The organism is Streptomyces amritsarensis, assembly GCF_001953875.1.
In the GTDB taxonomy this organism is placed as follows: Bacteria; Actinomycetota; Actinomycetes; order Streptomycetales; family Streptomycetaceae; genus Streptomyces; species Streptomyces amritsarensis.
Genome location: NZ_MQUR01000005.1, coordinates 52,326 through 74,800, shown reverse-complemented (window position 1 = coordinate 74,800; position 22,475 = coordinate 52,326). Strand labels below are relative to the sequence as shown.

Here is a 22,475-nt window from a genome sequence, read left to right as displayed (position 1 = left end):
ACAGCCCGGGTGGCCCGGGCCCGGCCCGGCCGGCGAGACGCCCCCGAGGGGGTCGGTGGATCGTGGACGGGCCCGGGCCGTCCGGCCCTGATCGGCCGGTCACCCCCGGGCCGGGCCGGATCCGTAGGCCGGGAGCGGCGGTTCGGCGGAGGCCAGGAGTTCGAGTGTCGTCTCGCCCGCTTCGGCGGGGGTGCGGCGGGTGCCGCGGTCGGCGGTGGGGCCCGGCCGCCAGCCCTCCATGACCGTGATCCGGCCGCCTTCGGTCTCGAAGACCCGTCCGGTGACCCCGGCCGAGGCGTCCGCGCCGAGCCAGACCACGAGCGGTGAGACGTTCTCGGGGGCCATCGCGTCGAAGCCGCCGTCCTCGGGGGCGGCCATGGTCTGCGCGAAGGTCCGCTCGGTCATGCGCGTCCGGGCGGCCGGGGCGATCGCGTTGACCTGGACCCCGTACCGGCCCATCTCGGCGGCCGCGACCAGGGTCAGGCCGAGGATGCCCGCCTTGGCGGCGCTGTAGTTGCCCTGGCCGACGGAGCCCAGCAGCCCCGCCCCGGAGGAGGTGTTGACCACCCGGGCGGCCGCCGGGCGGCCCGCCTTCGCCTGCGCCCGCCACCACGCGGCGGCGGCCCGCAGCGGCAGGAAGTGCCCCTTGAGGTGGACCCGCATGACGGCGTCCCAGTCGTCCTCGTCCAGGTTGACCAGCATCCGGTCCCGTAGGAAACCGGCGTTGTTGACGAGGGTGTCCAGCCGTCCGAACGCGTCGAGGGCGGCCTCGACCAGGGAGTCCGCGCCCTGCGGTGTCGCGATGTCCCCGCCGTGCGCCACGGCTTCGCCGCCCTGCTCCTCGATCTCCCGCACCACCTGCGCCGCCGGGCTCTCGGGCCCGGGCAGCCCGTCCAGGCCCACGCCCAGGTCGTTGACGACGACCTTCGCCCCTTCCGCGGCGAAGGCCAGGGCGTGGGCCCGGCCCAGTCCCCGCCCCGCGCCCGTCACGACCACGACCCGGCCCTCGCACAGTCCCGCCATCTCAGCTCTCCTTGTTGACAGTTGCCGCATCCAGGAACGCCGGGCGCTCCCCGCCGCCGTGCACCAGCAGGCTCGCCCCGCTGACGTACCGCGCCCGGTCGGAGGCGAGGAAGACCGCCGCGTCGCCGACGTCGGCCGGTTCGGCGAGCCGCCCCAGCGGGACGGTCGCCCCGACCGCTTCGATCCCGGCGTCGTCCCCGTAGTGCAGGTGGGCGAGTTCGGTCCGCACCATGCCGAGGACCAGGGTGTTCACCCGGATGTCGGGGGCCCACTCGACGGCCATCGAGCGGGCCAAATTCTCCAGGCCCGCCTTGGCGGCCCCGTAGGCCGCCGTCCCCGGTGAGGGGCGGGTCCCGCTGACGCTGCCGATCATCACCACCGAGCCCCGGGTCCGCCCGAGCCAGGGGCGGGCCGCCAGTGCGGCCGTCATCGGGGCGAGCAGGTTGAGTTCGACGACCCGTGCGTGGCGTTCGGCCTCGCCCTCGCCGAGGAGGCGGTAGGGGGTTCCGCCCGCGTTGTTGACCAGGCAGTCGAGGCGCCCGTACCGGTCGGCGACCGCGTCGAAGAAGTCCCGCACGGCGCCCTGGTCGCGCAGGTCGAGCGGGGTGAAGGAGGCCTGCCGGCCGTCCGCCGACACCGGTTCGTCCGGGGGCCGCCGGGCGCAGACGGCGACCTCCGCGCCGGCCGCGAGGAACGACCGGGCGATGCCGGCGCCCACGCCCCTGGTTCCGCCGGTGACGACGACAACCCTCCCGTCGAGCTCCATCGGCTGCTACCTTCCTCACCTAACAAATGTTTGGTGGAAAGGTAGCTGATCCTCTCATGGGTGTCTCCACCTCCCGCCCGGACAAGGGCGTCGCACTGGTCACGGTCGACTTCCCGCCCGTCAACGCGCTGCCCGTGCAGGGCTGGTACGACCTCGCCGACGCTCTGCGGACCGCCGGCCGCGACCCCGAGGTCCGCTGCGTGGTCCTCGCCGCCGACGGCCGCGGCTTCAACGCGGGTGTCGACATCAAGGAGATGCAGCGCGACACCGGCCACGCGGCCCTCCTCGGCGCCAACCGGGGCTGCTACGAGGCGTTCGCCGCCGTCTACGAGTGCGAGGTGCCGGTCGTCGCGGCCGTCAACGGCTTCTGCCTGGGCGGCGGGATCGGCCTGGTCGGCAACGCCGACGCGATCGTCGCCTCCGACGACGCCGTCTTCGGCCTGCCCGAGCTCGACCGGGGCGCGCTCGGCGCGGCCACCCATCTGGCCCGGCTGGTCCCCCAGCACCTGATGCGCGCCCTCTACTACACCTCGCGCACCGCCACCGCCGCCGAACTGCACGCCCACGGCTCGGTCTGGAGCGTGGTGCCGCCCGGAGCGCTGCGCGGGGCCGCCCTGGACCTGGCCGCCGAGATCGCGCAGAAGGACGGCTGCCTGATCCGGCTGGCGAAGGCGGCAATCAACGGCATCGACCCCGTGGACGTGCGCCGCAGCTACCGCTTCGAGCAGGGCTTCACCTTCGAGGCCAACCTGAGCGGGGTGGCCGGCCGGGTCCGCGACACCTTCGGGAAGGAGGACCGCGCATGAGCGACAAGTCCATGACCGTCGAAGAGGTGGTCGGGCAGCTGAGGAGCGGGATGACCCTCGGGATCGGCGGCTGGGGGTCCCGGCGCAAGCCCATGGCCCTGGTCAGAGCCCTGCTCCGATCCGAGATCACCGATCTCACCGTGGTCTCCTACGGTGGGCCCGACGTCGGGCTGCTGGCGGCCGCGGGCCGGATCCGCCGGCTCGTCGCCCCTTTCGCCACCCTCGACTCCATCGCGCTGGAGCCCCATTTCCGGGCCGCACGCGAGGGGGCCGCCTTCGCGCTCACCGAGTACGACGAGGCCATGTTCATGTGGGGCCTGCACGCCGCCGCCAACCGGCTGCCCTTCCTGCCGGTCCGGGCCGGCCTCGGCTCCGACGTGATGCGGGTCAACCCCGAGCTGCGCACGGTGACCTCCCCCTACGGCGACGGCGAGGAGCTCGTCGCCGTCCCCGCCCTGCGCATGGACGCCGCCCTGGTCCACCTCAACCGCGCCGACCGCCTCGGCAACGCCCAGTACCTGGGTCCCGACCCGTACTTCGACGACCTGTTCTGCGAGGCCGCCGACGCCGCCTACGTCTCCTGCGAGCAGCTCGTCGAGACCGCCGAGCTCGCCAAGGCCGGCCCGCCGCAGTCCCTCCTGGTCAGCCGACACTCCGTCACCGGGGTGGTGGAGACCCCGAACGGCGCGCACTTCACCTCCTGCGTCCCCGACCACGGCCGCGACGAGGCCTTCCAGAAGCTCTACGCGGGCACCCCCTGGCCCGAGTTCTCGGCCCGCTTCCTGTCCGGCGCGTCCGAGCGCGACTACCAGCTGGCCGTCCGGGCCTGGCACGAGGAGCAGCAGTGACCGCGACGACCGCCACCCGCGCCGAGTACTGCGTGATCGCGTGCGCCGAGGCCTGGCGGGGCGACGGCGAGGTGCTCGCCAGCCCGATGGGCCTGATTCCCTCGTTCGGGGCGCGGCTGGCCAAGCGGACCTTCTCCCCCGACCTGCTGCTGACGGACGGGGAGGCCATGCTCGTCGGGCTCGACGGCACGGTCGAGGGGTGGCTCCCGTACCGGCGCCACCTGACCATGGTCACCGGCGGCCGGCGGCACGTGATGATGGGCGCGAGCCAGATCGACCGGTTCGGCAACCAGAACATCTCCTGCATCGGGGACTGGGAGCGGCCGGCCCGCCAGCTCCTCGGGGTGCGCGGCGCGCCCGTGAACACCCTGAACAATCCGGTGAGTTACTGGATCCCGAAGCATTCGACGCGGGTGTTCGTCGAGCGCGTCGACATGGTCAGCGGCGTCGGCCACGACCGGGCCGCGCAGGCCGGGGTCACCCGGTTCCACCGGCTGCCGCGGGTCGTCAGCGACCTGGGCGTCCTCGACTTCGCCGGCCCGGGCCGCACGATGCGGCTGGCCTCCCTGCACCCGGGGGTCACCGTCGAGGAGGTCCGGGCGGCGACCGGCTTCGAGCTGGCGCTGCCGGACGAGGTCCCGTACACGCGGGAGCCGACCGGGCACGAGTTGCGGCTGATCCGCGAGGTGATCGATCCGCAGGGTCTGCGCGACCGGGAAGTGCGGGGCTGATCCGGTGGAGACGGCGTTCACGAGGCTGGTCGGGGTCGAACACCCCGTGGTGCAGACGGGCATGGGGTGGGTCGCCGGCCCCCGACTGGTGTCGGCCGCGGCGAACGCCGGCGCCCTGGGCATCCTGGCCTCGGCGACGATGACGACGGAGCAGCTGCGGTCGGCGGTCCGCGAGGTCCGCTCCCGCGTCCCGGAGGGGACCCCCTTCGGCGTCAACCTGCGCGCGGACGCCGGGGACGCGCCCGAGCGCGTCCGGCTCGTCATCGACGAGGGCGTGCGGGTCGCCTCCTTCGCGCTCGCGCCCTCCCGGGAGCTGATCGGCCGGCTGAAGGACGCGGGCGTCGTCGTCATCCCGTCGGTCGGGGCCCGGCGGCATGCCGAGAAGGTGGCGGCCTGGGGCGCCGACGCGGTGATCGTGCAGGGCGGCGAGGGCGGCGGGCACACCGGTGACGTGGCCACGACCGTGCTGTTGCCGCAGGTCGTGGATGCCGTGGACATCCCGGTGGTCGCGGCGGGCGGCTTCGCGGACGGCCGCGGCCTGGTGGCGGCCCTGGCGTACGGGGCGGCGGGCATCGCGATGGGCACCCGGTTCCTGCTGACGTCGGACTCGACCGTCCCGGACGCGGTGAAGGCCGCATACCTGAAGGCGACGGTCCGGGACGTCACGGTCACCACGGCCGTCGACGGGCTCCCGCACCGCATGCTGCGGACGGAGCTGGTGGAGTCCCTGGAGCGGGCCGGCCGGGCCCGGGCGCTGGTCCGGGCGGTCCGGCACGCGGCGGGCCTGCGGAAGCTGTCCGGTCTGAGCTGGCCGCAGATGGTCCGCGACGGCCTGGCGATGAAGCACGGCAAGGACCTGTCCTGGAGCCAGGTCCTGCTCGCCGCGAACACTCCTATGCTCCTCAAGGCGTCCATGGTCGAGGGCCGTACGGACCTCGGCGTCATGGCATCGGGCCAGGTCGCGGGGGTGATCGACGACCTTCCGTCCTGTGCGGAGCTCGTCCGCCGCGTCATGGCCGAGGCCCACTGCGTGCTGGACAGCCTCCACGGGTCGCACGGGCCGCACGGGCCGCACTCGCTCGACGCCCTGCCACCACCAGGGTGATCCCCCGTTCTCCCTCACAGGAGTCGCTCCCATGAGCCGTGTCAGCATCCGCAGAGGGGTCGCAGCGGCCGTCGCCGCCTTCGCCCTCGCCGCCCTGCCGAGCGCCGCGTACGCGGCGGCGGCGCCCGCAGCCGGGACCGGTGCCCGGTACCACCAGCAGCAGGACGAAACGATTCGCCAGATCGTCCTCCAGGGCGCCGTCAACGTCCGCGACCTCGGCGGCTACCGCACCTGGACCGGCGGGCAGGTCCGCCAGGGCCTCGTCTACCGCTCCGACGCACTGAGCAAGCTGACCGACGCGGACGTCACCACCGTCTCCGGTCTCGGCCTCACGAAGGTCGTCGACTTCCGCATCCCGATGGAGGTCCGGTACGACGGCGCCGACAGGCTGCCGGCCGGCCTCTCCGCCACCGCCCGCCCGGTCAGCGATCTCGGCCTCTACGGCACGCTCGTTGGGGCCATCGGCAGCGGCGACCCCGTCACCCAGGAGCAGATGCTGGGCGGCGGCCGCGCCGAGGCCTACATGCGCGACATCTACCGCACCTTCGTGACCAGCCCCGAGAACCGGGCGCAGTTCGCGGCGACCCTGCGGGAGCTCGCGGACGGCCGGCAGGGCCCGGTCCTGTACCACTGCACGTCCGGCAAGGACCGGACCGGCTGGATGAGTTACGTGCTGCTGCGGGCCCTCGCCGTGCCCGAGGAAACCGCCGGGCGCGACTACCTGGCGTCGAACACCTTCCGCGCCGCCTACGACGCGAAGGTGCGGGCGGGCCTGAAGCAGTCGGGCCTGATGCAGAACCCGGACCTGCTGATCCCGCTCCAGGAGGTCCGCCAGGACTACCTGGACTCGGCGACGGCGCAGATGGAGGCGGACTACGGCGGCCTCTACGGCTACCTGACGCAGGGCCTCGGCCTGGACCTGCGGACGCTGGCGAAGCTCCAGACCAGGCTGGTCCGGTAGCGGATACGCCGACGGGCAGTGCGCGAGGCACTGCCCGTCGGCCTACGACACGGGGTCCAGGTCAGCCGGTGCGGCGGCGGCCCTGGCTGCCGGTGCCGACCCGGCTGCGCGCGGAGGCCGCGGCGGCGCCGCCGCCGGAGCCGCCCGCGCCGCGTCGGCCGCGCTCGCCGGAGCCGCCGGCCGCGCCGGCCTGACCGGCGCCCTGGCCGCCGCGACGGGCCTGGCCCGGGGCGGAGGCCGCGGGGGCCTGGCCGGAGCCGCCGCCGGAGCGGCGGCCGCGGCCGCCGGCCGCCGGGGCGCCGCCGGTGGCGGCACCGGTGCGCGGACCGCCGGAGCGGCGGCGCGAGCCGGAGCCCGAACCGGAGCCGGAGCCGTTGCGTGCCTTCGGTGCGGGCTGCTGCGGCACCTCCAGCACCACCGGGATGCCCGAGGGCTCCTTGGCGCCGGTCAGCCGGGCCAGTTCCTCGTCGGAGGACTTGATCTGCGCGGTGCGCGGGGAGATCCCGGCGTCCGACATCAGCCGGGTCATGTCCCGCTTCTGGTCGGGCAGCACGAGGGTGACCACGCTGCCGGACTCGCCGGCGCGCGCGGTGCGGCCGCCGCGGTGCAGGTAGTCCTTGTGGTCGGTGGGCGGGTCCACGTTGACGACGAGGTCGAGGTCGTCGATGTGGATGCCGCGGGCCGCCACGTTGGTGGCGATCAGCGCGGTGACCTCGCCCGTCTTGAACCAGTCCAGGGTGCGGTTGCGCTGCGGCTGCGAGCGGCCGCCGTGCAGGCCGGAGGCGCGCACGCCGTCCGCCAGGAGCTTCTTGACCATGCGGTCCACGCCGCGCTTGGTGTCCACGAACATGATCACCCGGCCGTCGCGGGCGGCTATGCGCGTCGCCACGGCCTTCTTGTCGGTCTCGTCCATGACGTACAGGACGTGGTGCTCCATGGTGGTGACCGCGCCGGCCGACGGGTCGACGGAGTGGCCGACCGGGTCGCTGAGGAACATCTTGACGAGCTTGTCGATGTTCTTGTCGAGGGTCGCCGAGAAGAGCATGGTCTGGCCCTCCGGCCGGACCTGCTTGAGCAGCGCGGTGACCTGCGGCATGAAGCCCATGTCGGTCATCTGGTCGGCCTCGTCGAGGACGGTGATCGACACCTGCGAGAGGTCCGCGTCACCGCGGTCGATGAGGTCCTTCAGGCGGCCGGGGGTGGCGACGAGCACCTCGGCGCCGCGGCGCAGGGCGCCCGACTGCCGGTTGATCGACATGCCGCCGACGACGGTGGCGATGCGCAGGTTGACGGCCGTGGCGTACGGGGCGAGGGAGTCGGTGACCTGCTGCGCGAGCTCGCGGGTCGGTACGAGGACCATCGCGAGCGGCGCCTTCGGCTCCGCGCGGCGGCCGGCGGTACGGGCCAGCAGCGCCAGGCCGAAGGCGAGGGTCTTGCCGGAGCCGGTGCGGCCGCGGCCGAGCAGGTCGCGGCCGGCGAGGGAGTTCGGCAGGGTCGCGGCCTGGATGGGGAACGGCTCGGTGACGCCCTGGGCCGCGAGGGTCTTCAGCAGCGCCTCGGGCATGTCCATGTCCTCGAACGCGGCGACCGGCGGCAGCGCCGGGACGGCCGGCTCGGGCATGGTGAATTCCTGGGGCCGGGGTGCGGGCGGGGCGGACTTCTGCCGTCCCGCGCCAGCCTTCGGACGTCCCTGGGCCGCTCCTCGTCCCCGGTTGGGGCGGCGGCTGGGTCGTGCGGAGCTGGAGCTGGTCATGCGAGAAAGCCCTCCTGAAACCGGCAGGTAAAACAAAAGTCGAGACAGCAGACAAGCCGGGGCCCGCACCTCTCGGTGCGGACCCCGGCATGCTGAAGGAATTAGGCGGGGAGGATGTTCTCCGCCTGGGGGCCCTTCTGGCCCTGCGTCACGTCGAAGGACACGCGCTGGCCCTCGGTGAGCTCACGGAAGCCCTGGGTGGCGATGTTCGAGTAGTGGGCGAAGACGTCCGGACCGCCACCGTCCTGCTCGATGAAGCCGAAGCCCTTTTCCGAGTTGAACCACTTCACGGTGCCAAGTGCCATTTTAAATCTCCTGAATAGGCGGCAAAGGGCCCCATCCGGAGATTCCGGCAAAAAAACAATAAAAGCGCCTGAGGAACATTCCCGTCAGGCGCACATAAAGTTCATGGGTACCACAACTGCAACGCTCCCTAAGCTAGCACACCTCGGTCCCGAGGTGCGGACGGGTGGGTGTGACCTCCGCCCCCGGTGGTACCGAAAGCCCCTGGTGGCGGGCTCCGCCGCCTGGTTTGATCATGGGATGGCAGCGATCAGAGAGCCCTGGGGGCTCAGTGTGCTCGGCGCGGGCAGCGTGTCCGCCGAACCCAGTCTCGCCTTCGTGGACCTCGCGGTCGACCTCCTCGCCCCGACGCCGAAGGTGGCCTTCGCCGAGGCGGGGGCGGCGGTGGCGCGGCTGCGGGAGACCCTGCGGGAGCACGGGATACCGGACGCGGACGTATCCGGCTCCCGGCTCCGGCTGACCTCGCAGTACAGCGGGTACGGCGCGGAGCGGACCTTCCTCGGCTACACCTGCGAGGCGAAGTACACGGTGCGGACGGAGGCGCTGGACCGGCTCGAGCTGCTGATCGAGGACGCCGTCACGGCCGGTGCGAACCGTGTCGACGACGTCCGCTTCGAGGTCCGCGACAAGCCCGCGATGCGCGACGAGGCGCGGGCCCGTGCGGTCGAGGCCGCCCGCCGCAAGGCCGAGGTGTACGCGGAGGCCTGCGGGATCGATCTGGGGACAGTGATCCACATCGAGGACGTGAACCCGGAGTCGGTCGGCGGCCACGGCCGCAGCGCCGGGCGCGCGGACCACGAGCACGACGGCACGCTGTCGCCTGGCTCGGTGCGCGTCGACGCCGCGGTCCTCCTCGGCTTCGCCCTGCTGCCCGCCTCCTGACTTCCGCCGCGGGGGCGGCCGGCCGGCGGCTACAGGCGTTCGATGATCGTCACGTTGGCCTGGCCGCCGCCCTCGCACATGGTCTGGAGGCCGAAGCGGCCGCCGGTGCGCTCCAGCTCGTGCAGGAGGGTGGTCATCAGCCTGACCCCGGTCGCGCCCAGCGGGTGGCCCAGGGCGATGGCGCCGCCGTTGACGTTGACGCGGTCCGGGTCGGCGCCGGTCTCCTTCAGCCAGGCCAGCACCACGGGGGCGAAGGCCTCGTTGATCTCCACCAGGTCGATGTCGGCCGGCGACATGCCGGTCTTCTTCAGCGCGTACGCCGTCGCCGGGATGGGCGCGGACAGCATGCGGATGGGGTCCTCGCCGCGCACGGAGAGGTGGTGGACGCGGGCCCGCGGCCGCAGGCCGTGTACGCGGACCGCACGCTCGGAGGCGAGCAGCATGGCCGCCGCGCCGTCGGAGACCTGGGAGGAGACCGCGGCGGTGATGGTGCCGCCCTCGACGACGGGCTTGAGGGCCGCCATCTTCTCCAAGGTGGTGTCCCGGCGCGGTCCCTCGTCGGCGACCACGTCCCCGTAGGGCGTGATCTCGCGGTCGAAGCGGCCCTCGTCGGCGGCGCGCACGGCCCGCCGGTGGGAGGTGAGCGCGAACTCCTCCATGTCGCGGCGCGAGATCCCCCACTGCTGCGCGATCAGCTGGGCGCCGTGGAACTGGTTGACGGGGGCGTCGCCGTACCGGGCGCGCCAGCCGGCGGAGCCCGCGTAGGGGCCCTCGGTGAGGCCGAGGGGTTCGGCCGCCTGCCGTGAGGCGAAGGCGATGGGGATCATGGACATGTTCTGGGTGCCGCCGGCGACCACGAGGTCCTGGGTGCCGGAGAGCACGCCCTGTGCTGCGAAGTGCACCGCCTGCTGGGAGGAGCCGCACTGGCGGTCGACGGTGACGCCGGGGACCTCCTCGGGCAGGCCGGCGGCGAGCCATGCGGTGCGTGCGATGTCCCCGGCCTGCGGGCCGACGGTGTCGAGGCAGCCGAAGACCACGTCCTCCACGGCGGCGGGGTCCACCCCGGTGCGTTCGACCAGTGCCTTGAGGACGTGTGCGCCGAGGTCGGCCGGGTGGACGGCGGACAGTCCGCCGCCGCGCCGCCCGACGGGGGTGCGTACGGCGTCGACTATGTAGGCCTCGGGCATCGGGACTCCTCGGACGGTCGGGTCGGTCGGGTCGGTCAGGTGGGGCGCAGGGCGATCCCGTCCAGGACCATCGACAGGTACTGGCGGGCGATCTCGTCGGGGCTGTGCTGTCCGCCGGGCCGGTACCAGGACGCCGCCACCCACACCGTGTCGCGCACGAAGCGGTAGGTGAGGCGGATGTCGAGGTCGGCCCGGAAGACCTGGGCGGCGACTCCCCGTTCCAGCGTGCCCAGCCAGGCCTTCTCGAACTTCACTTGCGAGTCGGACAGGTAGTGGAAGCGGGGCTGGGCGGAGAGGGTGCGGGATTCCTTCTGGTAGATCGCGACGGCGGCGCGGTGCCGGTCGATCTCGCGGAAGGACTCGGTGACGAGGGCCTCGATGGTCTCCCTGGGGCCGAGATCGGCGGCGAGTACGGCGTCGTAGCCGTCCCACAGCTCGGTGAGGAAGGCGGAGAGGATCTCGTCGAGCATCGACTCCTTGGAGTCGAAGTGGTAGTAGAGGCTGCCGGCGAGCATCCCGGCCGCGTCGGCGATCTTGCGGACGGTGGTGGCGTTGTAGCCCTGGGCGGCGAACACCTCGGCGGCGGTGTCGAGGAGTTCACGGCGCCGCTCGGGCGAGGGCGTCACCTGCGGCTTCTTCCTGGCCGCCGGCTTGGCTCGCGGCGCGGCCGCCGGCTGGGCGCCGCGCTTGGCTTCGGGCTGGGCTTCGGGCTGGGCTTCGCGCTGGGCTTCCGGCTTGTTCGTGGGCACGCGTCCATTGTCGGGCTACGGGTGCTGGCTGCTGACGGACACCGTCTCGCCCGTCATGTACGACGAATAGCCGCTGGCCAGGAAGACGATGACGTTGGCGATCTCCCAGGGCTCGGCGTACCGGCCGAAGGCCTCGCGGGCGGTGAGTTCGGCGAGGAGCTCCTCGCTGGTGACCTTCGCCAGGTGCGGGTGCATGGCCAGGCTGGGGGCGACGGCGTTGACGCGTACGCCGAACTCCGCGGCCTCCAGGGCCGCGCAGCGGGTGAGTGCCATGACCGCGGCCTTGGCGGCGGCGTAGTGGGCCTGGCCGGCCTGGGCGCGCCAGCCGACGACGGAGGCGTTGTTGACGACGACTCCGCCGGCGCCCGAGGCCTTGAAGGAGCGCAGGGCGGCGCGGGTGCAGCGGAAGGTGCCGTTCAGGGTGACGTCGAGGACGCGGGTCCACTGTTCGTCGGTCATGTCGACGAGGGCGGCGGTGCCGCCGAGCCCGGCGTTGTTGACGACGATGTCGAGGCGGCCGTGGGCCTGTTCGGCGAGCGAGAACAGGGCGCGGACCTGCTCCTCGTCGGTGACGTCGCAGGGCAGGGAGGTGACACGGCCGGCTCCGAACTCGGCGGTGAGCGCGTCCTCGGTCTCTTTCAGCCGGCGGGCGTGTGCGTCGCCGATGACGACGCGAGCGCCCTCCTCGAGGAAGCGGCGGGCGGTGGCCCCGCCGATCCCGGCCCCGGCGGCGGCGGTGATGACGGCGGTGCGGTCGTGCAGCAGGCGGTGGCCGGCGGTGTACCGGGGCTCGTTCATGCGAACTCCTCGACGCTGCTCATGGCCGTACGTTAACCTACCAAACACTTGTTAGGGAAGTGGCGGCGTTCGAGGAGGCGGGCATCCGATGGACCTGACCCAGACGGCGGAGGTGGAGGCCTTCCGGGCCGAAGCGCGCGCCTGGCTGGCCGACCACGTGCCCGCCTCCCCCCTGCCCTCGCTGGAGACGCGGGAGGGCTTCGCCGCGCACCGGGAGTGGGAGGCCGTGCTGCACGCGGACCGCTGGTCGGCGGTGTCCTGGCCCGAGGAGTACGGCGGCCGCGGCGTCGACCTCGTGAAGTGGCTGGTCTTCGAGGAGGAGTACTGGGCGGCGGGCGCACCCGGCCGGGTCTCGCAGAACGGCATCAGCCTCCTCGCGCCGACGCTCTTCGACCATGCGACGGCCGAGCAGCGGGCGCGCGTGCTGCCGCCGATGGCGAGCGGCGAGGTGGTCTGGGCTCAGGCCTGGTCGGAGCCGGAGTCGGGCTCGGACCTGGCCTCGCTGACGTCGCGCGCGGTCCGCACGGAGGGCGGCTGGCTGCTGTCCGGGCAGAAGACCTGGTCCTCGCGGGCGGCGTTCGCCGACCGGGCCTTCGGGATCTTCCGCACCGACCCGGACGCCCCGAAACCGCACCAGGGGCTGACGTACCTGATGTTCGACCTGCGGGCGGCCGGGGTCACGGTGCGGCCCATCGGCCGCCTCGACGGCAAGCCGGCGTTCGCGGAGCTCTTCCTCGACGAGGTCTTCGTACCGGACGAGGACGTGATCGGGGAGCCCGGGCAGGGCTGGCGGATCGCGATGTCGACCACCGGCAGCGAACGCGGGCTGACCCTGCGCTCCCCCGGCCGTTTCCTGGCGGCGGCCGGCCGGCTGGCCGCGCTGTGGCGGGAGCAGGGCGATCCGGCCGACACGGCGCTGCGCGACCGGGTGGCCGACGCGGTGGTCGGGGCGCGCGCCTACGAGCTGTTCACCTGGGCCGGCGCCTCCCGGTTCGCCGCGGGCGGGGCCGCCGGTGCCGAGTCCAGCCTGAACAAGGTGTTCTGGTCGGAGTACGACATCGCCCTGCACGAGACGGCGCTGGACCTGCTGGGGGCGGACGCCGAGCTCGCGGACGGGGAATGGGCCGAGCCCTGGATCTTCTCGCTGGCCGGGCCGATCTACGCGGGGACGAACGAGATCCAGCGCGACATCATCGCCGAGCGGCTGCTCGGCCTGCCGAAGGGCCGCCGCTGATGCGTTTCCTGCCGACCGACGAGCAGTCGGACTTCGCCCGTACGCTGCGCTCGCTGCTGGGCTCGGCGCAGGTCCCGGCGGCGGTACGGGCCTGGGCGGACGGCGATCACGGGCCCGGCCACGAGCTGCGGTCGCGGCTGGCGGCGACGGGCCTTTTCGCGCTGGCCGCGCCCGAGGCGTACGAGGGCGCCGGCCTGCTCCCCCTGGAGCTGTCGCTCGGCTTCGTGGAGCTGGGCCGGGCGGGGATGCCGGGTCCGGTGGTGGAGAGCGCGGCGGTGTCGGTGCTGCTGTCGGAGCTGGGGGACGAGGCGCTCGCCAAGCGGTTCCTGCCGGGCCTGGTCGCGGGCGAGGCCTGGGCCACGCTGACGCTGCCGGGCGGGAGCCCGTACGCCCTGGACGCGGACGCGGCGGCGCACTGCCTCACCGTCTCGGCGGCGGGCGAGCTGCGGCTGGCGGCCCCGGGGACGGGGGAGGTACTGCGGTCGACGGACCCCGCGCGGCGGCTGTCGCGGCCCTCGGCGGCCGGGGGCGAACTCCTCGCGGCGGGACCGGCGGTGGCGCGGGCGGCAGCGGCGGCCGGGCGCTGGGCCCGGCTGCTGACGGCGGCCCAGTGCCTGGGGGTGGGCGAGGCCCTGTTGGCACGGACGGTCGGGTACGTGAAGCAGCGCACGCAGTTCGGGGCGCCGATCGGCTCCTTCCAGGCGGTCAAGCACCGGCTGGCGGACACCCTCCTGGCCCTGGAGTTCGCCCGCCCGCTGCTGTGGGCGGCGGCGCTGTCGACGGCCCCCGGCGACGTGGCGGCCGCGAAGCTGCGCTGCGGCGAGGCCGCGTACCGGGCGGCCATGACGGCGCTCCAGCTCCACGGCGCGGTCGGCTACACCGAGGAGCTGGACCTGTCGCTGTGGCTGCGCAAGGCACGCCCGCTGCGGGACGCCTGGGGCACGCCGTCGGCCTGCCGCGCGGAGGTGCTGCGGTCGGTCACACCCGGGTGACGTGGAGGCCGACCACGTAGCTCTCCTCGACGGTGCCGTCGGGGAAGAGCGGGGCCAGCCGCTGCCGTTCCGCTGCGAAATACGCGCGCGTGCCGGCCTCGCCCAGCATCAGGAAGGCGGAGTGGCTGGCGAGATTGGCGAGGTGCGCGTCCAGCGGAATGCGCCGGGACCAGCGCACGGAGCGGGTGGTGAACGCGCCGAGCCCGCGGGGCAGCGTACGGAATCCGCTGCCCTTGGCCGCCCCGAAGAAGTCCGCCAGGCGTGCCTCCTGCTCGGCGATCCAGGGCACGGTGAGGTCCGCGTCGTTCCACCAGATGCAGAGCGCGCCGCCGGGCCGCAGCACGCGGCGGGCCTCGGGGACCGAGCGGGCCGGGTCGGTCCAGTGCCAGGCCTGGGCGTAGGTGAGCAGGTCGAACGCGCCGGTGGCCAGCGGGAGCCGGTCGCCGTCGCCGCGCACGACCGGGATCTGGGGGTGCGCCCCTGCGCAGCTGGGCGGCCATCCCGTCCCCGGGCTCCACGGCGAGCACCTCGGCGCCGCGCTCGTGCAGCAGGGCGGTGGCGATCCCGGTGCCCGCGCCCACGTCGGCCACGCGCGCCCCGGCGAGCGGGCGCCCGGCGAGCTCCTCGACGGCGTCGAAGAGGGCCGGCGGGTAGCCGGGCCGGTGGGCGGCGTAGGAAGCGGCTGCGGCGTCGAAGGAACGGGCGCGGGTCGTCATGCGTCCATTGTTTTCGATCACGCGTTTTCGATCACACGTACCAGGCGACAAGATCGAGGTATCAGGACATGCGCAGGACCATCTCCGCCATGACGCTGTGCGCCGCGGCGGCGCTGCTGCTCACCGGCTGCGGGAGCGCGGACCCCAAGCCCGCCCCGGAGGGCGGGAAGCAGCAGCCGCAGCCCGCCGCCTCCCAGCAGCAGGGCCAGAGCCCCTCGTCGGCGCCGGCCGGCTCGGGCGGGGGCGCGAGGCACGAGGTGACCCTGGAGGTCGGCGGCACGGGGAAGACGGCCGTCATGTACAGCGGCATCGGCAGCGGTTTCGAGCAGCAGACCCTGCCGTGGTCGAAGTCGGGCACGGCCGAACTCACCGCCGCGGAGCAGAAGGTGGGCTACCTGGTCAGCGTCGTCCCCGGCACGATCACGGGCTCCGACGGCAAGCTCCAGCAGGCCCCCTGCACCATCAAGGTCGACGGCAAGGTGGTCGCGGAGAGCGACGGCGTCACGAACGCCAAGGGCTGCTCGTACAAGATCAAGCACTAGCCGGCCGGCCGGCCCCTCGGGAGTCCGCGTCGTCAGGTCCGGGAGCGGCGCAGGGAGATCCGGACCAGGAGCGCGCTCTGGAGCAGGAGGAGGGCGCCGGTGCCGGTGGCCTGCCACAGCGGCCGTTCGGGGCGGCCGCCCGGGGCCCAGGCCGGCCCGTGGGGGTCTACCGTCACCGTCAGCCGTGCGCCGACCGCGAGGTCGAGGGTGACCGGGCCGGGCAGGTCGCGGCCCGCCTCGGTGCGCAGGCGCAGGGACGGGGACAGTCCTGCACCGTCCTCCACCATCGTCCGCTGCGCGACCACCGCGGTCTCCTCCCGGCCCCGGTCGTGCAGGACGTGCCGGTCCCAGGTGATGCCGCCGAGCACGGCGATCCCGACGGCGGTGAGGGCGACGGCGGTGCGGGCCACGAACTCGGCGTCGGTGCCGTGCGGTACGGCCGCGCCGGCGACGAAGACGGCCAGCAGGACCGGGACCCAGAGCCCTTCCGGGCCGCGCAGCATCCAGATCGCACCGAACTCCACTGCCAGGAGCAGGCAGTTGCGCAGGACCGCTCCGGGCAGTCGCCGTATTCGATCAGCCATGGACACATCATGCACGGGCCCGGCGGGCCGGGGGGTGCCCTGTCCGTCAGGCGGTCGTCATTCCGCCGTCGACGGTGAACTCGGCGCCCGTCACGTACGAGGACGCGTCCGAGCAGAGGAAGAGGACGAGCTCGGCGACCTCCTCGGGCCGCCCGATCCGGCCCAGGGGCAGGTGCGAGAAGTCCCGGCCCTCGACGGCTCCGGCGACCATCGGGGTGTCGATGGCCCCGGGGTGCACCGAGTTCACGCGGATCCGGTCCCCGGCGAGATCGAGCGCCGCCGACCGGGTCAGTCCGCGCAGCCCGAACTTGGTGGATCCGTAGGCCGCGTGGCCCGGGATCCCGACCAGTCCGGCGGTGGAGGAGACGTTGACGACGGAGCCGCCGCCTGCCGCCCGCAGTACGGGGGCGAGCGCCTGGATCCCGAGGAAGGGCCCCAGCAGGTTGACGCGCAGCAGGGCCTCGAAGTCGTCGAGCCGCTGCTCCTCCACGTGGGCGGTGCGCCACAGGGCGGCGTTGTTGACCAGCGCCGACACCGTGCCGAAGGCCCGGACCGACGCGGTGACCACCGCCGCCCAGCTCGCGGGGTCCGCGACGTCGTGGCGGACGTACAGCCCGTCACCGCCCAGCTCGGCGGCGACGGCCCGGCCCTCGTCCTCCCGTACGTCGGTGACGACGACCCGCGCCCCGGCCTCCGCGAACAGCCGGGCCCCGGCGGCCCCCTGCCCGCGCCCGGCGCCGGTGATGACGACGACCTTCCCGTCGAGCCCGGCGCGCACCATGGAGCCCCTCCCCCTGTATGACTACCAGTCATATCTCTAGCAGTCGTATCCCTCGGGGGGAAGGGCGCCACCGGGCCGCCGCGAGCGGGGGGGCGGGGCGGGGTCAGTCGATCGGCTCGCCGTCGTACTTGCCGTCGACGCAGATCCACGAGCCCCTGGTGGACTCGTACTCCACGCTCCCGCCACCGTCCACACATCTCTGCCCGCCGATCGCGGGCACCGCAGCTTGCGCGACAGGGGTCCCGGCGCCAACAGCGGCCAACACAACGCAGACAACCATCCCGAGCAGTCGTGTACGCATCAGAACCTCCCACGAGGACGCGCGACCCGGTCATTACCACCCTCGTCTTGCCCCTGTCGAGGCGCGCACCCTGTTACTCCATTCGAGTGACGGCTCCGCACCCGCCATTGCACGGGAGGCGCTCCTGGCAGAGGCCCTCCAGCGGCGTGCCCCCGAGTGTGGGCGCAGGCTGGCGCCATGGACATCAAGCCCGAGGTGGCCGTAGGGCCACCGGATGACGACGGCCTGCGGAAGGTCGTGATCGACGGCAAGAGCAAAGGCAAAGTGTGGAGCCACCACGAACTGCAGAAGGTCCTGCGTCGCTCCGGCGTATCACCCAAGGGCGACATCGATTGGCAGGGCGGAGACATCAGCGTGTGGCCGGCTCACACCTTGGGGCGACGCCTCACCGGCTCCGTCATGGCACTCGGCTTCCTCGCGACTGCAGGCATGTGCGCCTGGATAGGGATGAAGGATTCCTTCGACGCCCTCACCTTCGCCGGTCGGGTGACAGGCTTCCTCTTCCTACTCATGGCCATCGTGGAAGTGATCGCCTTCGTGGCCAGCTTCGACTACTGGCGCAAGCGGCAAATGGACCACTCCGGGCCGGCCCTTCTCCTCGGAGCGGTGGTCGAGTTCTTCGTCGGTGCGACGCTGCTCCTGCTGCTCCTCGCCAACGAGGGCAGACCGACAAATGTGTTGTGTCTGCTGCTCTGGATAGCCCTTATAGTCTGCGCCACATGGTCCCTTTGGCTCCTCTGTCGCCAGCGGGTCTGGAAGGCGCTACGCAATCCTGGCCGCATCGCGATCGGGGCGGTCGTCTCCACCGCCCTCGTCACTACTAACTTGGCCTACACCCAGATTTACCTGCCCTCCATCTCGCGCCCGCTGGTGCAGGGCACCGCTGAAATCGGAATGCCGAGCCTGAACAGGGCAGGCACGAAGATGTACCTGCGAGTCCGCCTACACCTCAAGAACTCCGGCGAGGTCCCGGTTCACATCCTCGGCAGCATCTATTGGATCCACGTCAAACTCGCCAAAGACCCGCAAGACGACTACAAACTGATCAGACCCGGCGAGCTGGTCAAACCACCGGGGCGGGAGCTGGCTCCGGGGGAGGAGGTTTCGACGGACATTGTCGCCGAAATCAAAAACCCCGAGGACGCCGACTACGAAGCGGTCGCAGCCCAAGTGGAGGCTTACGCGTTCAGACAGGACAGGATGAAACTGGACAGCGAGTTCGCCACCGGAAAGTGGCGGGAAAAACTCGAAAAGGAAGGGAAAGAGAACGACCCACCGAGCCCAGTCCCGGACAAAAGGGAATATTTCAGGTACCAGTCAAAAATATCCCAGAGCAGCGAACTTCTTAATTTGACGCGTGGGCGAGAACGCGTGACGGTCTGGTGGCTGTATCGCCCCCTGCCGGTCGTCTATGTCGATGTCGGCAGTCCGGGCGAAAAAACGAAGGTCTTCAAGTTCGACAAAATTTCGCAGCAGGCACAGGCGATCGACCGGTACGGCCTGGCCTTCATACGCGGCTCGTTCATCCAGACGCCGTACGCGCAGCTCCTCAAGGAGGCCCAGGCCAAGCGCCCGAAGTGACCGGGGCCCGCGGCCAGCCCCGTACCCTCGCCCCATGACGAGCAGCGCCATCAGCCTCCGCAAGGTCGAGGAGTCGGCTCCGGCCCTCGTGAACCTCTACAAGAGCGCCGGGATATCCCTGCGCAAGCACGGCATGGAGGGCGGACGGGCGGCCGTCTACCTGGTCCTGGACTACTCCGGGTCGATGCGCCCGTACTACCAGGACGGCAGCGTGCAGGCCCTCGCGGACCGGGTGCTGGGACTGTCCGCGCACCTGGACGACGACGCCCGCGTACCGGTGGTGTTCTTCTCCACCGAGGTCGACGCGGTGGAGGAGATCTCCCTCCCCGGACACGAGGGCCGAGTCACCGAGATCGCGTCCCGCCTGGGCCACATGGGCAAGACCGCCTACCACGCGGCGATGGACGCGGTGATCGACCACTACCTCGACTCCGGGTCCACCACACCCGCCCTCGTCGTCTTCCAGACCGACGGCGGGCCGATCAACAAGCTCGCGGCCGAGAAGTACCTGTGCAAGGCGGCCCGGCTGCCGCTCTTCTGGCAGTTCGTCGGCTTCGGCAACACCCGCAGCACGCAGTTCGACTTCCTGCGCCGGCTGGACGAGCTGCCGGTGCCCGCGAAGCGGCCCGTGGACAACGCGGGCTACTTCCACGCCGGCCAGGACCCCCGCGCCGTACCGGACGGCGAACTGTACGACCGGCTCGTCGGGGAGTTCCCCGCCTGGCTGGCGGCGGCACGCCGTGCGGGCATCGTGCGCGCCTGACCCGGGCCCGCCGGTGCCCGCGCTTTGATGGACGTATGACGCATACCAGTTGGGCAGTCTTCGAGAAGGCGGAACCGGACCTCGCGGCGGCCGTCCGGGCCCGCTTCGCGCAGTACCCGCACCACGTCCTGGCCACCCTGCGCAAGGACGGCTCCCCCCGGGTGAGCGGCCTGAACGTCGACATCCGGGGCGGGGAGCTGTGGCTCGGGATGATGGCCGGCTCGATGAAGGCCAGGGACCTCCAGCGCGACCCCCGCTTCGCCCTGCACACCAATCCGGGCGAGGGCGAGACCATGCCGGACGGGGACGTACGGATCTCCGGGCGTGCGGTGGAGCTCGTCGACCCGCCGGAGCTGCACCGGTACGCGGAGGAGACGGAGACCCCGCACCCCTTCCATCTCTTCTACGCCGACCTGACGGAGGTCGTCCACGTCGGCATCGAGGGCGACGACCTGGTGGTGCGGACGTGGCTCCCGGACCACGGCCTGCGCACCCAGCGCCGCGGCAACGACGACGAACCACCGCGCGAGGACCCGGCGCCGACGGCCCCGTGACGGGAGCGTGGCATTCAGATGCGCGAGCTGTAACGATCTCCCGTGCGGCGTGCATCCGATGCCACGGCGGGCATCCTGACCGCACCGGGCTGAACCCATGTCAGCCGATCGGCCGGGCACCCGGCCGACCAACCGGAGAGCCGCCACGGGGGATCGTGATGCACACCGACCGCAAGACACCCGGACACACCCGGACACCGGCGTTCCTGAGCCTGACGGCCGCCGCGCTCCTCGCGGCGACCACGGCCTGCGGGCCCGGAACCGACGACAAGCCGGCCACCACGGCCCCTCCGAAGCCCTCCGCCCCCGCCCCCACCCCGGGAGCCGCCTCGCCCCCGGCCACCTCTCCCGTGCCCCGACCGGGCGAGGCGGAGGGCGAACCGGTGGGCAAGAACAACAACTGCTCCGACGAGTACGCCCACGTGTCGGTGGAGTGGGCCGTCCCGCCGGCGAAGGACGACTCCAAGCTCCTGCTCACCGTGGTCAACACCGGCCCCAGGACCTGCCTGCTGACCACCTACCCGGTACTGCGGGTCAAGGACGGGCACGGCCGGCTGGTGGCCGTCTTCGAAAACAGCAAGCCCGAGACCCCGGTGGTCCTCGGCCCCGGCAAGGAGGCCTACGCGGGCCTGCTCGCCCGGCAGGGCGGCAAGGGAGCCGGCACGCGCACGACCGACCTCGCGCTCGCCCCGCACGGCCAGAGCCCCGAGGAGGACACGGGTGAGGGAACGCTCCTCCAACTGCCCTCCGGCGGGGTGTACATGGACGACCAGGCACGCGTGACGTACTGGCAGAGCACCTCGGAGAACGCGGCGTCACCGCTGTTCAACCGCTGAGCCCGGCCGCCGGGGCGGGGGCCCTGAGTACGCGTACTCAGGCGGATGTCAGTACCGCTGGGTAGCGTCGCGACTGTCCGACGGACGGACGGTACGAGAACCTGGGGGACGACATGAAGAAGCGCACCGCAGCCCTGGCCGCCCTGGCACCGGCGTTCGCCCTGGCCCTGGCGGCCACCCCGGCGCAGGCCGCGCCGACGGGCGAGATCATCGGCTACCCGGGCCCGGACGGCCTGATCTGGATCGCCGACCAGGCCGGCTCCGGCGGCTTCGTCTCGGGCGGCCTCTCCTCGCGTCTGGACACGTTCATCACCTTCGGATGCGCGGGCGGCGGCACCATAGAGGTGGCCTTCCACCTCGACAACCACCCGGACCGCGACCCGGCGCCCTTCACGGTCGACTGCCCCGAGACCGACCCGGCCCGCGTCACCGTCCCCCTCGGCACCGGCCTCCACGGCGGCTTCGGAGCCCGGGTGACCGCCTCGACCCCGACCACCCACTGGGGCGCCACGGTCACCCAGCCCGAGTAACCCGGCAGGGATCGAAGCGCCCGCCACACCCGGCGGGCGCTTCAGGGGCAGTGCTGAACGGTCCGGATGAACGACACCCACGGGGCGGCGGCGAAGACGATCACCGGGCTGGTGTCGGCCAGCTTGCTGTCGCGGACGGGGACGATACCGGGGAGGTCGTCTGACACCTCTACACAGCTGCCGCCGTCCCCATTGCTGTAAGAGGACTTGCGCCACGTCACCTGGTTTACGTCCGCACGCATGTCGCGTACTCCTCCGCCACCGACTCGACCAGGGTCAGGGACACCTCCGGCGACAACGCAGCAGCCCTGGCAAGATCGTACGACTTCCAATGGCGCTGTACCAGGGCCGGATAGTCGAGCAGTTGCCCCGCGTAGGGGCCTTCCGTGTACGCCACGTCGGGCGCTTCGGCGAACTGCATGATGGCCATCATCGACCCGACTGCCCCGTGGGCCCCGGCAGTGAACGGCACGACCTGCACCAGGATCCGGTGGGCATGGGCGTATGAAGCGATCTGCCGCAGTTGGGCTGCCATCACCTCAGGTCCCCCGACTGCCGTCCGCAGGACCGCCTCGTGCAGGACGATCCACATCTCGGGTGCCTCTGGATCGCTGAGGAGCCGCGCCCGTTCGGTGCGGGCCGCGACCAGGGCATCGACACGCTCTTTGAGCGCGGTGGGACTCGTGGCCCGGATTACCGCTCGGGCGTAGGCCTCGGTCTGGAGCAGCCCCGGAACCAGAGTGGGAGCGTATTCGTAGATGGCCGTCGCCAACCCCTCCAACTCGGCCGCGTTGGCGAAGTACTCGCTGTGCTTGGACTTGAACGCCCTGGCCAGGCGGAAGAAGTAGTCCCCCGTGTTCAGCTCCCGGTCGATGAGTTTCGCGATCTCCGGGCGCAGTCGACGGCGGCCGCTCTCCATCATCCCGACGTACGCCCCCGTGGCGAAGATGCGCTCGCCCAGCCCCTCCTGGGTCAGGCCTGCCGCCTCGCGCTTCCCCCGCAGTTCCTCGCGGGCGAACTCCTCCGGCGTCTGCGCCCCACCCTCGTCATTCGGCTTCGCCATGAGCCAACTCCCCGCGTCCGCAGTGGTGCCCCTCGCTCCGCGGAAAGCGTAGTCCTCGCCCCGCCCGCGGTTCAGCGGAACGCATT

At 72.4% G+C, this 22,475-nt stretch carries 25 protein-coding genes and 1 pseudogene; 14 read left to right on the top strand and 12 right to left on the bottom strand.

Annotated features, from left to right (window positions below; genetic code table 11):
- Positions 1 to 99: 99 nt before the first annotated feature.
- Positions 100 to 1,023 carry an SDR family oxidoreductase gene (locus tag AVW11_RS03680; protein ID WP_076043186.1) on the bottom strand — a complete coding sequence of 308 codons (924 nt, stop codon included), beginning with the start codon at positions 1,021 to 1,023 and terminating at the stop codon, positions 100 to 102.
- A gap of 1 nt (position 1,024) precedes the next feature.
- Positions 1,025 to 1,789 (bottom strand): SDR family oxidoreductase, encoded by a 765-nt coding sequence (locus tag AVW11_RS03675; protein ID WP_060178950.1) that lies wholly within the window; start codon positions 1,787 to 1,789, stop codon positions 1,025 to 1,027.
- A 56-nt stretch (positions 1,790 to 1,845) separates the two neighbouring features.
- On the opposite strand from AVW11_RS03675, the gene AVW11_RS03670 reads away from it, so the two are divergent.
- Genes AVW11_RS03670 through AVW11_RS03650 form a run of 5 tightly spaced genes read left to right on the top strand, consistent with a single transcriptional unit; the run spans position 1,846 to position 6,240 of the window.
- Positions 1,846 to 2,595 (top strand): enoyl-CoA hydratase family protein, encoded by a 750-nt coding sequence (locus tag AVW11_RS03670; protein ID WP_076043185.1) that lies wholly within the window; start codon positions 1,846 to 1,848, stop codon positions 2,593 to 2,595.
- Entirely contained in the window at positions 2,592 to 3,443 is an 852-nt protein-coding gene (locus tag AVW11_RS03665; protein WP_030850837.1) for a CoA transferase subunit A, read from the top strand. The genes AVW11_RS03670 and AVW11_RS03665 overlap by 4 nt, the downstream gene beginning before the upstream one ends.
- Positions 3,440 to 4,174: a CoA-transferase subunit beta gene (locus tag AVW11_RS03660; RefSeq protein ID WP_030850840.1), complete on the top strand. Its 735-nt coding sequence runs from the start codon at positions 3,440 to 3,442 to the stop codon at positions 4,172 to 4,174. Before AVW11_RS03665 ends, AVW11_RS03660 begins: the two co-directional genes overlap by 4 nt.
- Positions 4,175 to 4,178: 4 nt before the next feature.
- Positions 4,179 to 5,279: an NAD(P)H-dependent flavin oxidoreductase gene (locus tag AVW11_RS03655; protein ID WP_060178948.1), complete on the top strand. Its 1,101-nt coding sequence runs from the start codon at positions 4,179 to 4,181 to the stop codon at positions 5,277 to 5,279.
- 31 nt (positions 5,280 to 5,310) lie between these two features.
- Positions 5,311 to 6,240: a tyrosine-protein phosphatase gene (locus tag AVW11_RS03650; protein ID WP_076043184.1), complete on the top strand. Its 930-nt coding sequence runs from the start codon at positions 5,311 to 5,313 to the stop codon at positions 6,238 to 6,240.
- A 61-nt stretch (positions 6,241 to 6,301) separates the two neighbouring features.
- Here the strand turns inward: AVW11_RS03650 and AVW11_RS03645 are convergent, their stop codons facing one another.
- Entirely contained in the window at positions 6,302 to 7,993 is a 1,692-nt protein-coding gene (locus tag AVW11_RS03645) for a DEAD/DEAH box helicase (RefSeq protein ID WP_076043183.1), read from the bottom strand.
- A gap of 101 nt (positions 7,994 to 8,094) precedes the next feature.
- The gene (locus tag AVW11_RS03640) at positions 8,095 to 8,298 is read right to left on the bottom strand and encodes a cold-shock protein (protein ID WP_008743912.1); all 204 of its coding nucleotides are present in this window, start codon (positions 8,296 to 8,298) and stop codon (positions 8,095 to 8,097) included.
- 238 nt (positions 8,299 to 8,536) lie between these two features.
- On the opposite strand from AVW11_RS03640, the gene AVW11_RS03635 reads away from it, so the two are divergent.
- Positions 8,537 to 9,178 carry an SIMPL domain-containing protein gene (locus AVW11_RS03635; RefSeq protein WP_060178946.1) on the top strand — a complete coding sequence of 214 codons (642 nt, stop codon included), beginning with the start codon at positions 8,537 to 8,539 and terminating at the stop codon, positions 9,176 to 9,178.
- A 29-nt stretch (positions 9,179 to 9,207) separates the two neighbouring features.
- On the opposite strand, the gene AVW11_RS03630 is transcribed toward AVW11_RS03635, so the two are convergent.
- The 3 genes from AVW11_RS03630 to AVW11_RS03620 form a co-directional block, all read right to left on the bottom strand.
- Positions 9,208 to 10,365, bottom strand: a complete 1,158-nt coding sequence (locus AVW11_RS03630; RefSeq protein WP_076043182.1) for an acetyl-CoA C-acetyltransferase — start codon at positions 10,363 to 10,365, stop codon at positions 9,208 to 9,210.
- Positions 10,366 to 10,400: 35 nt separating this feature from the next.
- A complete protein-coding gene (locus tag AVW11_RS03625) occupies positions 10,401 to 10,991 on the bottom strand; it encodes a TetR/AcrR family transcriptional regulator (protein ID WP_030850853.1) in 591 nt (196 codons plus the stop codon).
- A 138-nt stretch (positions 10,992 to 11,129) separates the two neighbouring features.
- A complete protein-coding gene (locus tag AVW11_RS03620) occupies positions 11,130 to 11,912 on the bottom strand; it encodes an SDR family oxidoreductase (RefSeq protein ID WP_076043181.1) in 783 nt (260 codons plus the stop codon).
- Positions 11,913 to 12,000: 88 nt separating this feature from the next.
- On the opposite strand from AVW11_RS03620, the gene AVW11_RS03615 reads away from it, so the two are divergent.
- Together AVW11_RS03615 and AVW11_RS03610 are read left to right on the top strand one after the other, a co-directional pair.
- Positions 12,001 to 13,146, top strand: a complete 1,146-nt coding sequence (locus tag AVW11_RS03615; protein ID WP_076043180.1) for an acyl-CoA dehydrogenase family protein — start codon at positions 12,001 to 12,003, stop codon at positions 13,144 to 13,146.
- Positions 13,146 to 14,138, top strand: a complete 993-nt coding sequence (locus AVW11_RS03610; protein ID WP_076043179.1) for an acyl-CoA dehydrogenase family protein — start codon at positions 13,146 to 13,148, stop codon at positions 14,136 to 14,138. Before AVW11_RS03615 ends, AVW11_RS03610 begins: the two co-directional genes overlap by 1 nt.
- Here AVW11_RS03610 and AVW11_RS03605 read toward each other — a convergent pair.
- Positions 14,125 to 14,854: pseudogene (locus tag AVW11_RS03605) on the bottom strand (class I SAM-dependent methyltransferase). The gene AVW11_RS03610 and the pseudogene AVW11_RS03605 overlap by 14 nt on opposite strands.
- Before the next feature lie 68 nt (positions 14,855 to 14,922).
- Here AVW11_RS03605 and AVW11_RS37305 point away from each other — a divergent pair.
- Positions 14,923 to 15,396: a hypothetical protein gene (locus AVW11_RS37305; RefSeq protein ID WP_030850867.1), complete on the top strand. Its 474-nt coding sequence runs from the start codon at positions 14,923 to 14,925 to the stop codon at positions 15,394 to 15,396.
- 32 nt (positions 15,397 to 15,428) lie between these two features.
- On the opposite strand, the gene AVW11_RS03595 is transcribed toward AVW11_RS37305, so the two are convergent.
- Positions 15,429 to 15,980, bottom strand: coding sequence for a hypothetical protein (locus AVW11_RS03595; protein WP_143568796.1), 552 nt, complete (start codon positions 15,978 to 15,980; stop codon positions 15,429 to 15,431).
- A gap of 46 nt (positions 15,981 to 16,026) precedes the next feature.
- On the bottom strand, positions 16,027 to 16,761 hold the full coding sequence (locus tag AVW11_RS03590; protein ID WP_060178940.1) for a glucose 1-dehydrogenase: 735 nt from the start codon (positions 16,759 to 16,761) through the stop codon (positions 16,027 to 16,029).
- Between the two features lie 478 nt (positions 16,762 to 17,239).
- Here AVW11_RS03590 and AVW11_RS03585 point away from each other — a divergent pair, with 478 nt between their 5' ends.
- From AVW11_RS03585 to AVW11_RS03560, 5 genes are all read left to right on the top strand, one after another.
- On the top strand, positions 17,240 to 18,643 hold the full coding sequence (locus AVW11_RS03585; RefSeq protein ID WP_143568795.1) for a hypothetical protein: 1,404 nt from the start codon (positions 17,240 to 17,242) through the stop codon (positions 18,641 to 18,643).
- A gap of 34 nt (positions 18,644 to 18,677) precedes the next feature.
- Entirely contained in the window at positions 18,678 to 19,406 is a 729-nt protein-coding gene (locus AVW11_RS03580; protein WP_030850882.1) for a VWA domain-containing protein, read from the top strand.
- Positions 19,407 to 19,441: 35 nt separating this feature from the next.
- Positions 19,442 to 19,960 carry a pyridoxamine 5'-phosphate oxidase family protein gene (locus AVW11_RS03575; protein ID WP_060178937.1) on the top strand — a complete coding sequence of 173 codons (519 nt, stop codon included), beginning with the start codon at positions 19,442 to 19,444 and terminating at the stop codon, positions 19,958 to 19,960.
- Between the two features lie 158 nt (positions 19,961 to 20,118).
- The gene (locus AVW11_RS03565; RefSeq protein WP_158076109.1) at positions 20,119 to 20,796 is read left to right on the top strand and encodes a DUF4232 domain-containing protein; all 678 of its coding nucleotides are present in this window, start codon (positions 20,119 to 20,121) and stop codon (positions 20,794 to 20,796) included.
- Between the two features lie 113 nt (positions 20,797 to 20,909).
- Positions 20,910 to 21,326, top strand: coding sequence for a hypothetical protein (locus AVW11_RS03560; protein ID WP_076043176.1), 417 nt, complete (start codon positions 20,910 to 20,912; stop codon positions 21,324 to 21,326).
- Positions 21,327 to 21,367: 41 nt separating this feature from the next.
- On the opposite strand, the gene AVW11_RS03555 is transcribed toward AVW11_RS03560, so the two are convergent.
- Both AVW11_RS03555 and AVW11_RS03550 read right to left on the bottom strand, forming a co-directional pair.
- The gene (locus AVW11_RS03555) at positions 21,368 to 21,568 is read right to left on the bottom strand and encodes a DUF397 domain-containing protein (RefSeq protein ID WP_076043175.1); all 201 of its coding nucleotides are present in this window, start codon (positions 21,566 to 21,568) and stop codon (positions 21,368 to 21,370) included.
- Positions 21,553 to 22,389, bottom strand: coding sequence for a helix-turn-helix domain-containing protein (locus tag AVW11_RS03550; protein WP_076043174.1), 837 nt, complete (start codon positions 22,387 to 22,389; stop codon positions 21,553 to 21,555). Before AVW11_RS03550 ends, AVW11_RS03555 begins: the two co-directional genes overlap by 16 nt.
- Between the last annotated feature and the right edge of the window lie 86 nt (positions 22,390 to 22,475).

Bases quoted from the DNA above. Each gene is read 5' to 3' on its own strand.
- AVW11_RS03680 (WP_076043186.1), bottom strand. From the start codon at position 1,023: ATGGCGGGACTGTGCGAGGGCCGGGTCGTGGTCGTGACGGGCGCGGGG.
- AVW11_RS03675 (WP_060178950.1), bottom strand. From the start codon at position 1,789: ATGGAGCTCGACGGGAGGGTTGTCGTCGTCACCGGCGGAACCAGGGGC.
- AVW11_RS03670 (WP_076043185.1), top strand. From the start codon at position 1,846: ATGGGTGTCTCCACCTCCCGCCCGGACAAGGGCGTCGCACTGGTCACG.
- AVW11_RS03665 (WP_030850837.1), top strand. From the start codon at position 2,592: ATGAGCGACAAGTCCATGACCGTCGAAGAGGTGGTCGGGCAGCTGAGG.
- AVW11_RS03650 (WP_076043184.1), top strand. From the start codon at position 5,311: ATGAGCCGTGTCAGCATCCGCAGAGGGGTCGCAGCGGCCGTCGCCGCC.
- AVW11_RS03645 (WP_076043183.1), bottom strand. From the start codon at position 7,993: ATGACCAGCTCCAGCTCCGCACGACCCAGCCGCCGCCCCAACCGGGGA.
- AVW11_RS03640 (WP_008743912.1), bottom strand. From the start codon at position 8,298: ATGGCACTTGGCACCGTGAAGTGGTTCAACTCGGAAAAGGGCTTCGGC.
- AVW11_RS03635 (WP_060178946.1), top strand. From the start codon at position 8,537: ATGGCAGCGATCAGAGAGCCCTGGGGGCTCAGTGTGCTCGGCGCGGGC.
- AVW11_RS03630 (WP_076043182.1), bottom strand. From the start codon at position 10,365: ATGCCCGAGGCCTACATAGTCGACGCCGTACGCACCCCCGTCGGGCGG.
- AVW11_RS03620 (WP_076043181.1), bottom strand. From the start codon at position 11,912: ATGAACGAGCCCCGGTACACCGCCGGCCACCGCCTGCTGCACGACCGC.
- AVW11_RS03615 (WP_076043180.1), top strand. From the start codon at position 12,001: ATGGACCTGACCCAGACGGCGGAGGTGGAGGCCTTCCGGGCCGAAGCG.
- AVW11_RS03610 (WP_076043179.1), top strand. From the start codon at position 13,146: ATGCGTTTCCTGCCGACCGACGAGCAGTCGGACTTCGCCCGTACGCTG.
- AVW11_RS37305 (WP_030850867.1), top strand. From the start codon at position 14,923: ATGCGCAGGACCATCTCCGCCATGACGCTGTGCGCCGCGGCGGCGCTG.
- AVW11_RS03595 (WP_143568796.1), bottom strand. From the start codon at position 15,980: ATGGCTGATCGAATACGGCGACTGCCCGGAGCGGTCCTGCGCAACTGC.
- AVW11_RS03590 (WP_060178940.1), bottom strand. From the start codon at position 16,761: ATGGTGCGCGCCGGGCTCGACGGGAAGGTCGTCGTCATCACCGGCGCC.
- AVW11_RS03585 (WP_143568795.1), top strand. From the start codon at position 17,240: ATGGACATCAAGCCCGAGGTGGCCGTAGGGCCACCGGATGACGACGGC.
- AVW11_RS03580 (WP_030850882.1), top strand. From the start codon at position 18,678: ATGACGAGCAGCGCCATCAGCCTCCGCAAGGTCGAGGAGTCGGCTCCG.
- AVW11_RS03575 (WP_060178937.1), top strand. From the start codon at position 19,442: ATGACGCATACCAGTTGGGCAGTCTTCGAGAAGGCGGAACCGGACCTC.
- AVW11_RS03565 (WP_158076109.1), top strand. From the start codon at position 20,119: ATGCACACCGACCGCAAGACACCCGGACACACCCGGACACCGGCGTTC.
- AVW11_RS03560 (WP_076043176.1), top strand. From the start codon at position 20,910: ATGAAGAAGCGCACCGCAGCCCTGGCCGCCCTGGCACCGGCGTTCGCC.
- AVW11_RS03555 (WP_076043175.1), bottom strand. From the start codon at position 21,568: ATGCGTGCGGACGTAAACCAGGTGACGTGGCGCAAGTCCTCTTACAGC.
- AVW11_RS03550 (WP_076043174.1), bottom strand. From the start codon at position 22,389: ATGGCGAAGCCGAATGACGAGGGTGGGGCGCAGACGCCGGAGGAGTTC.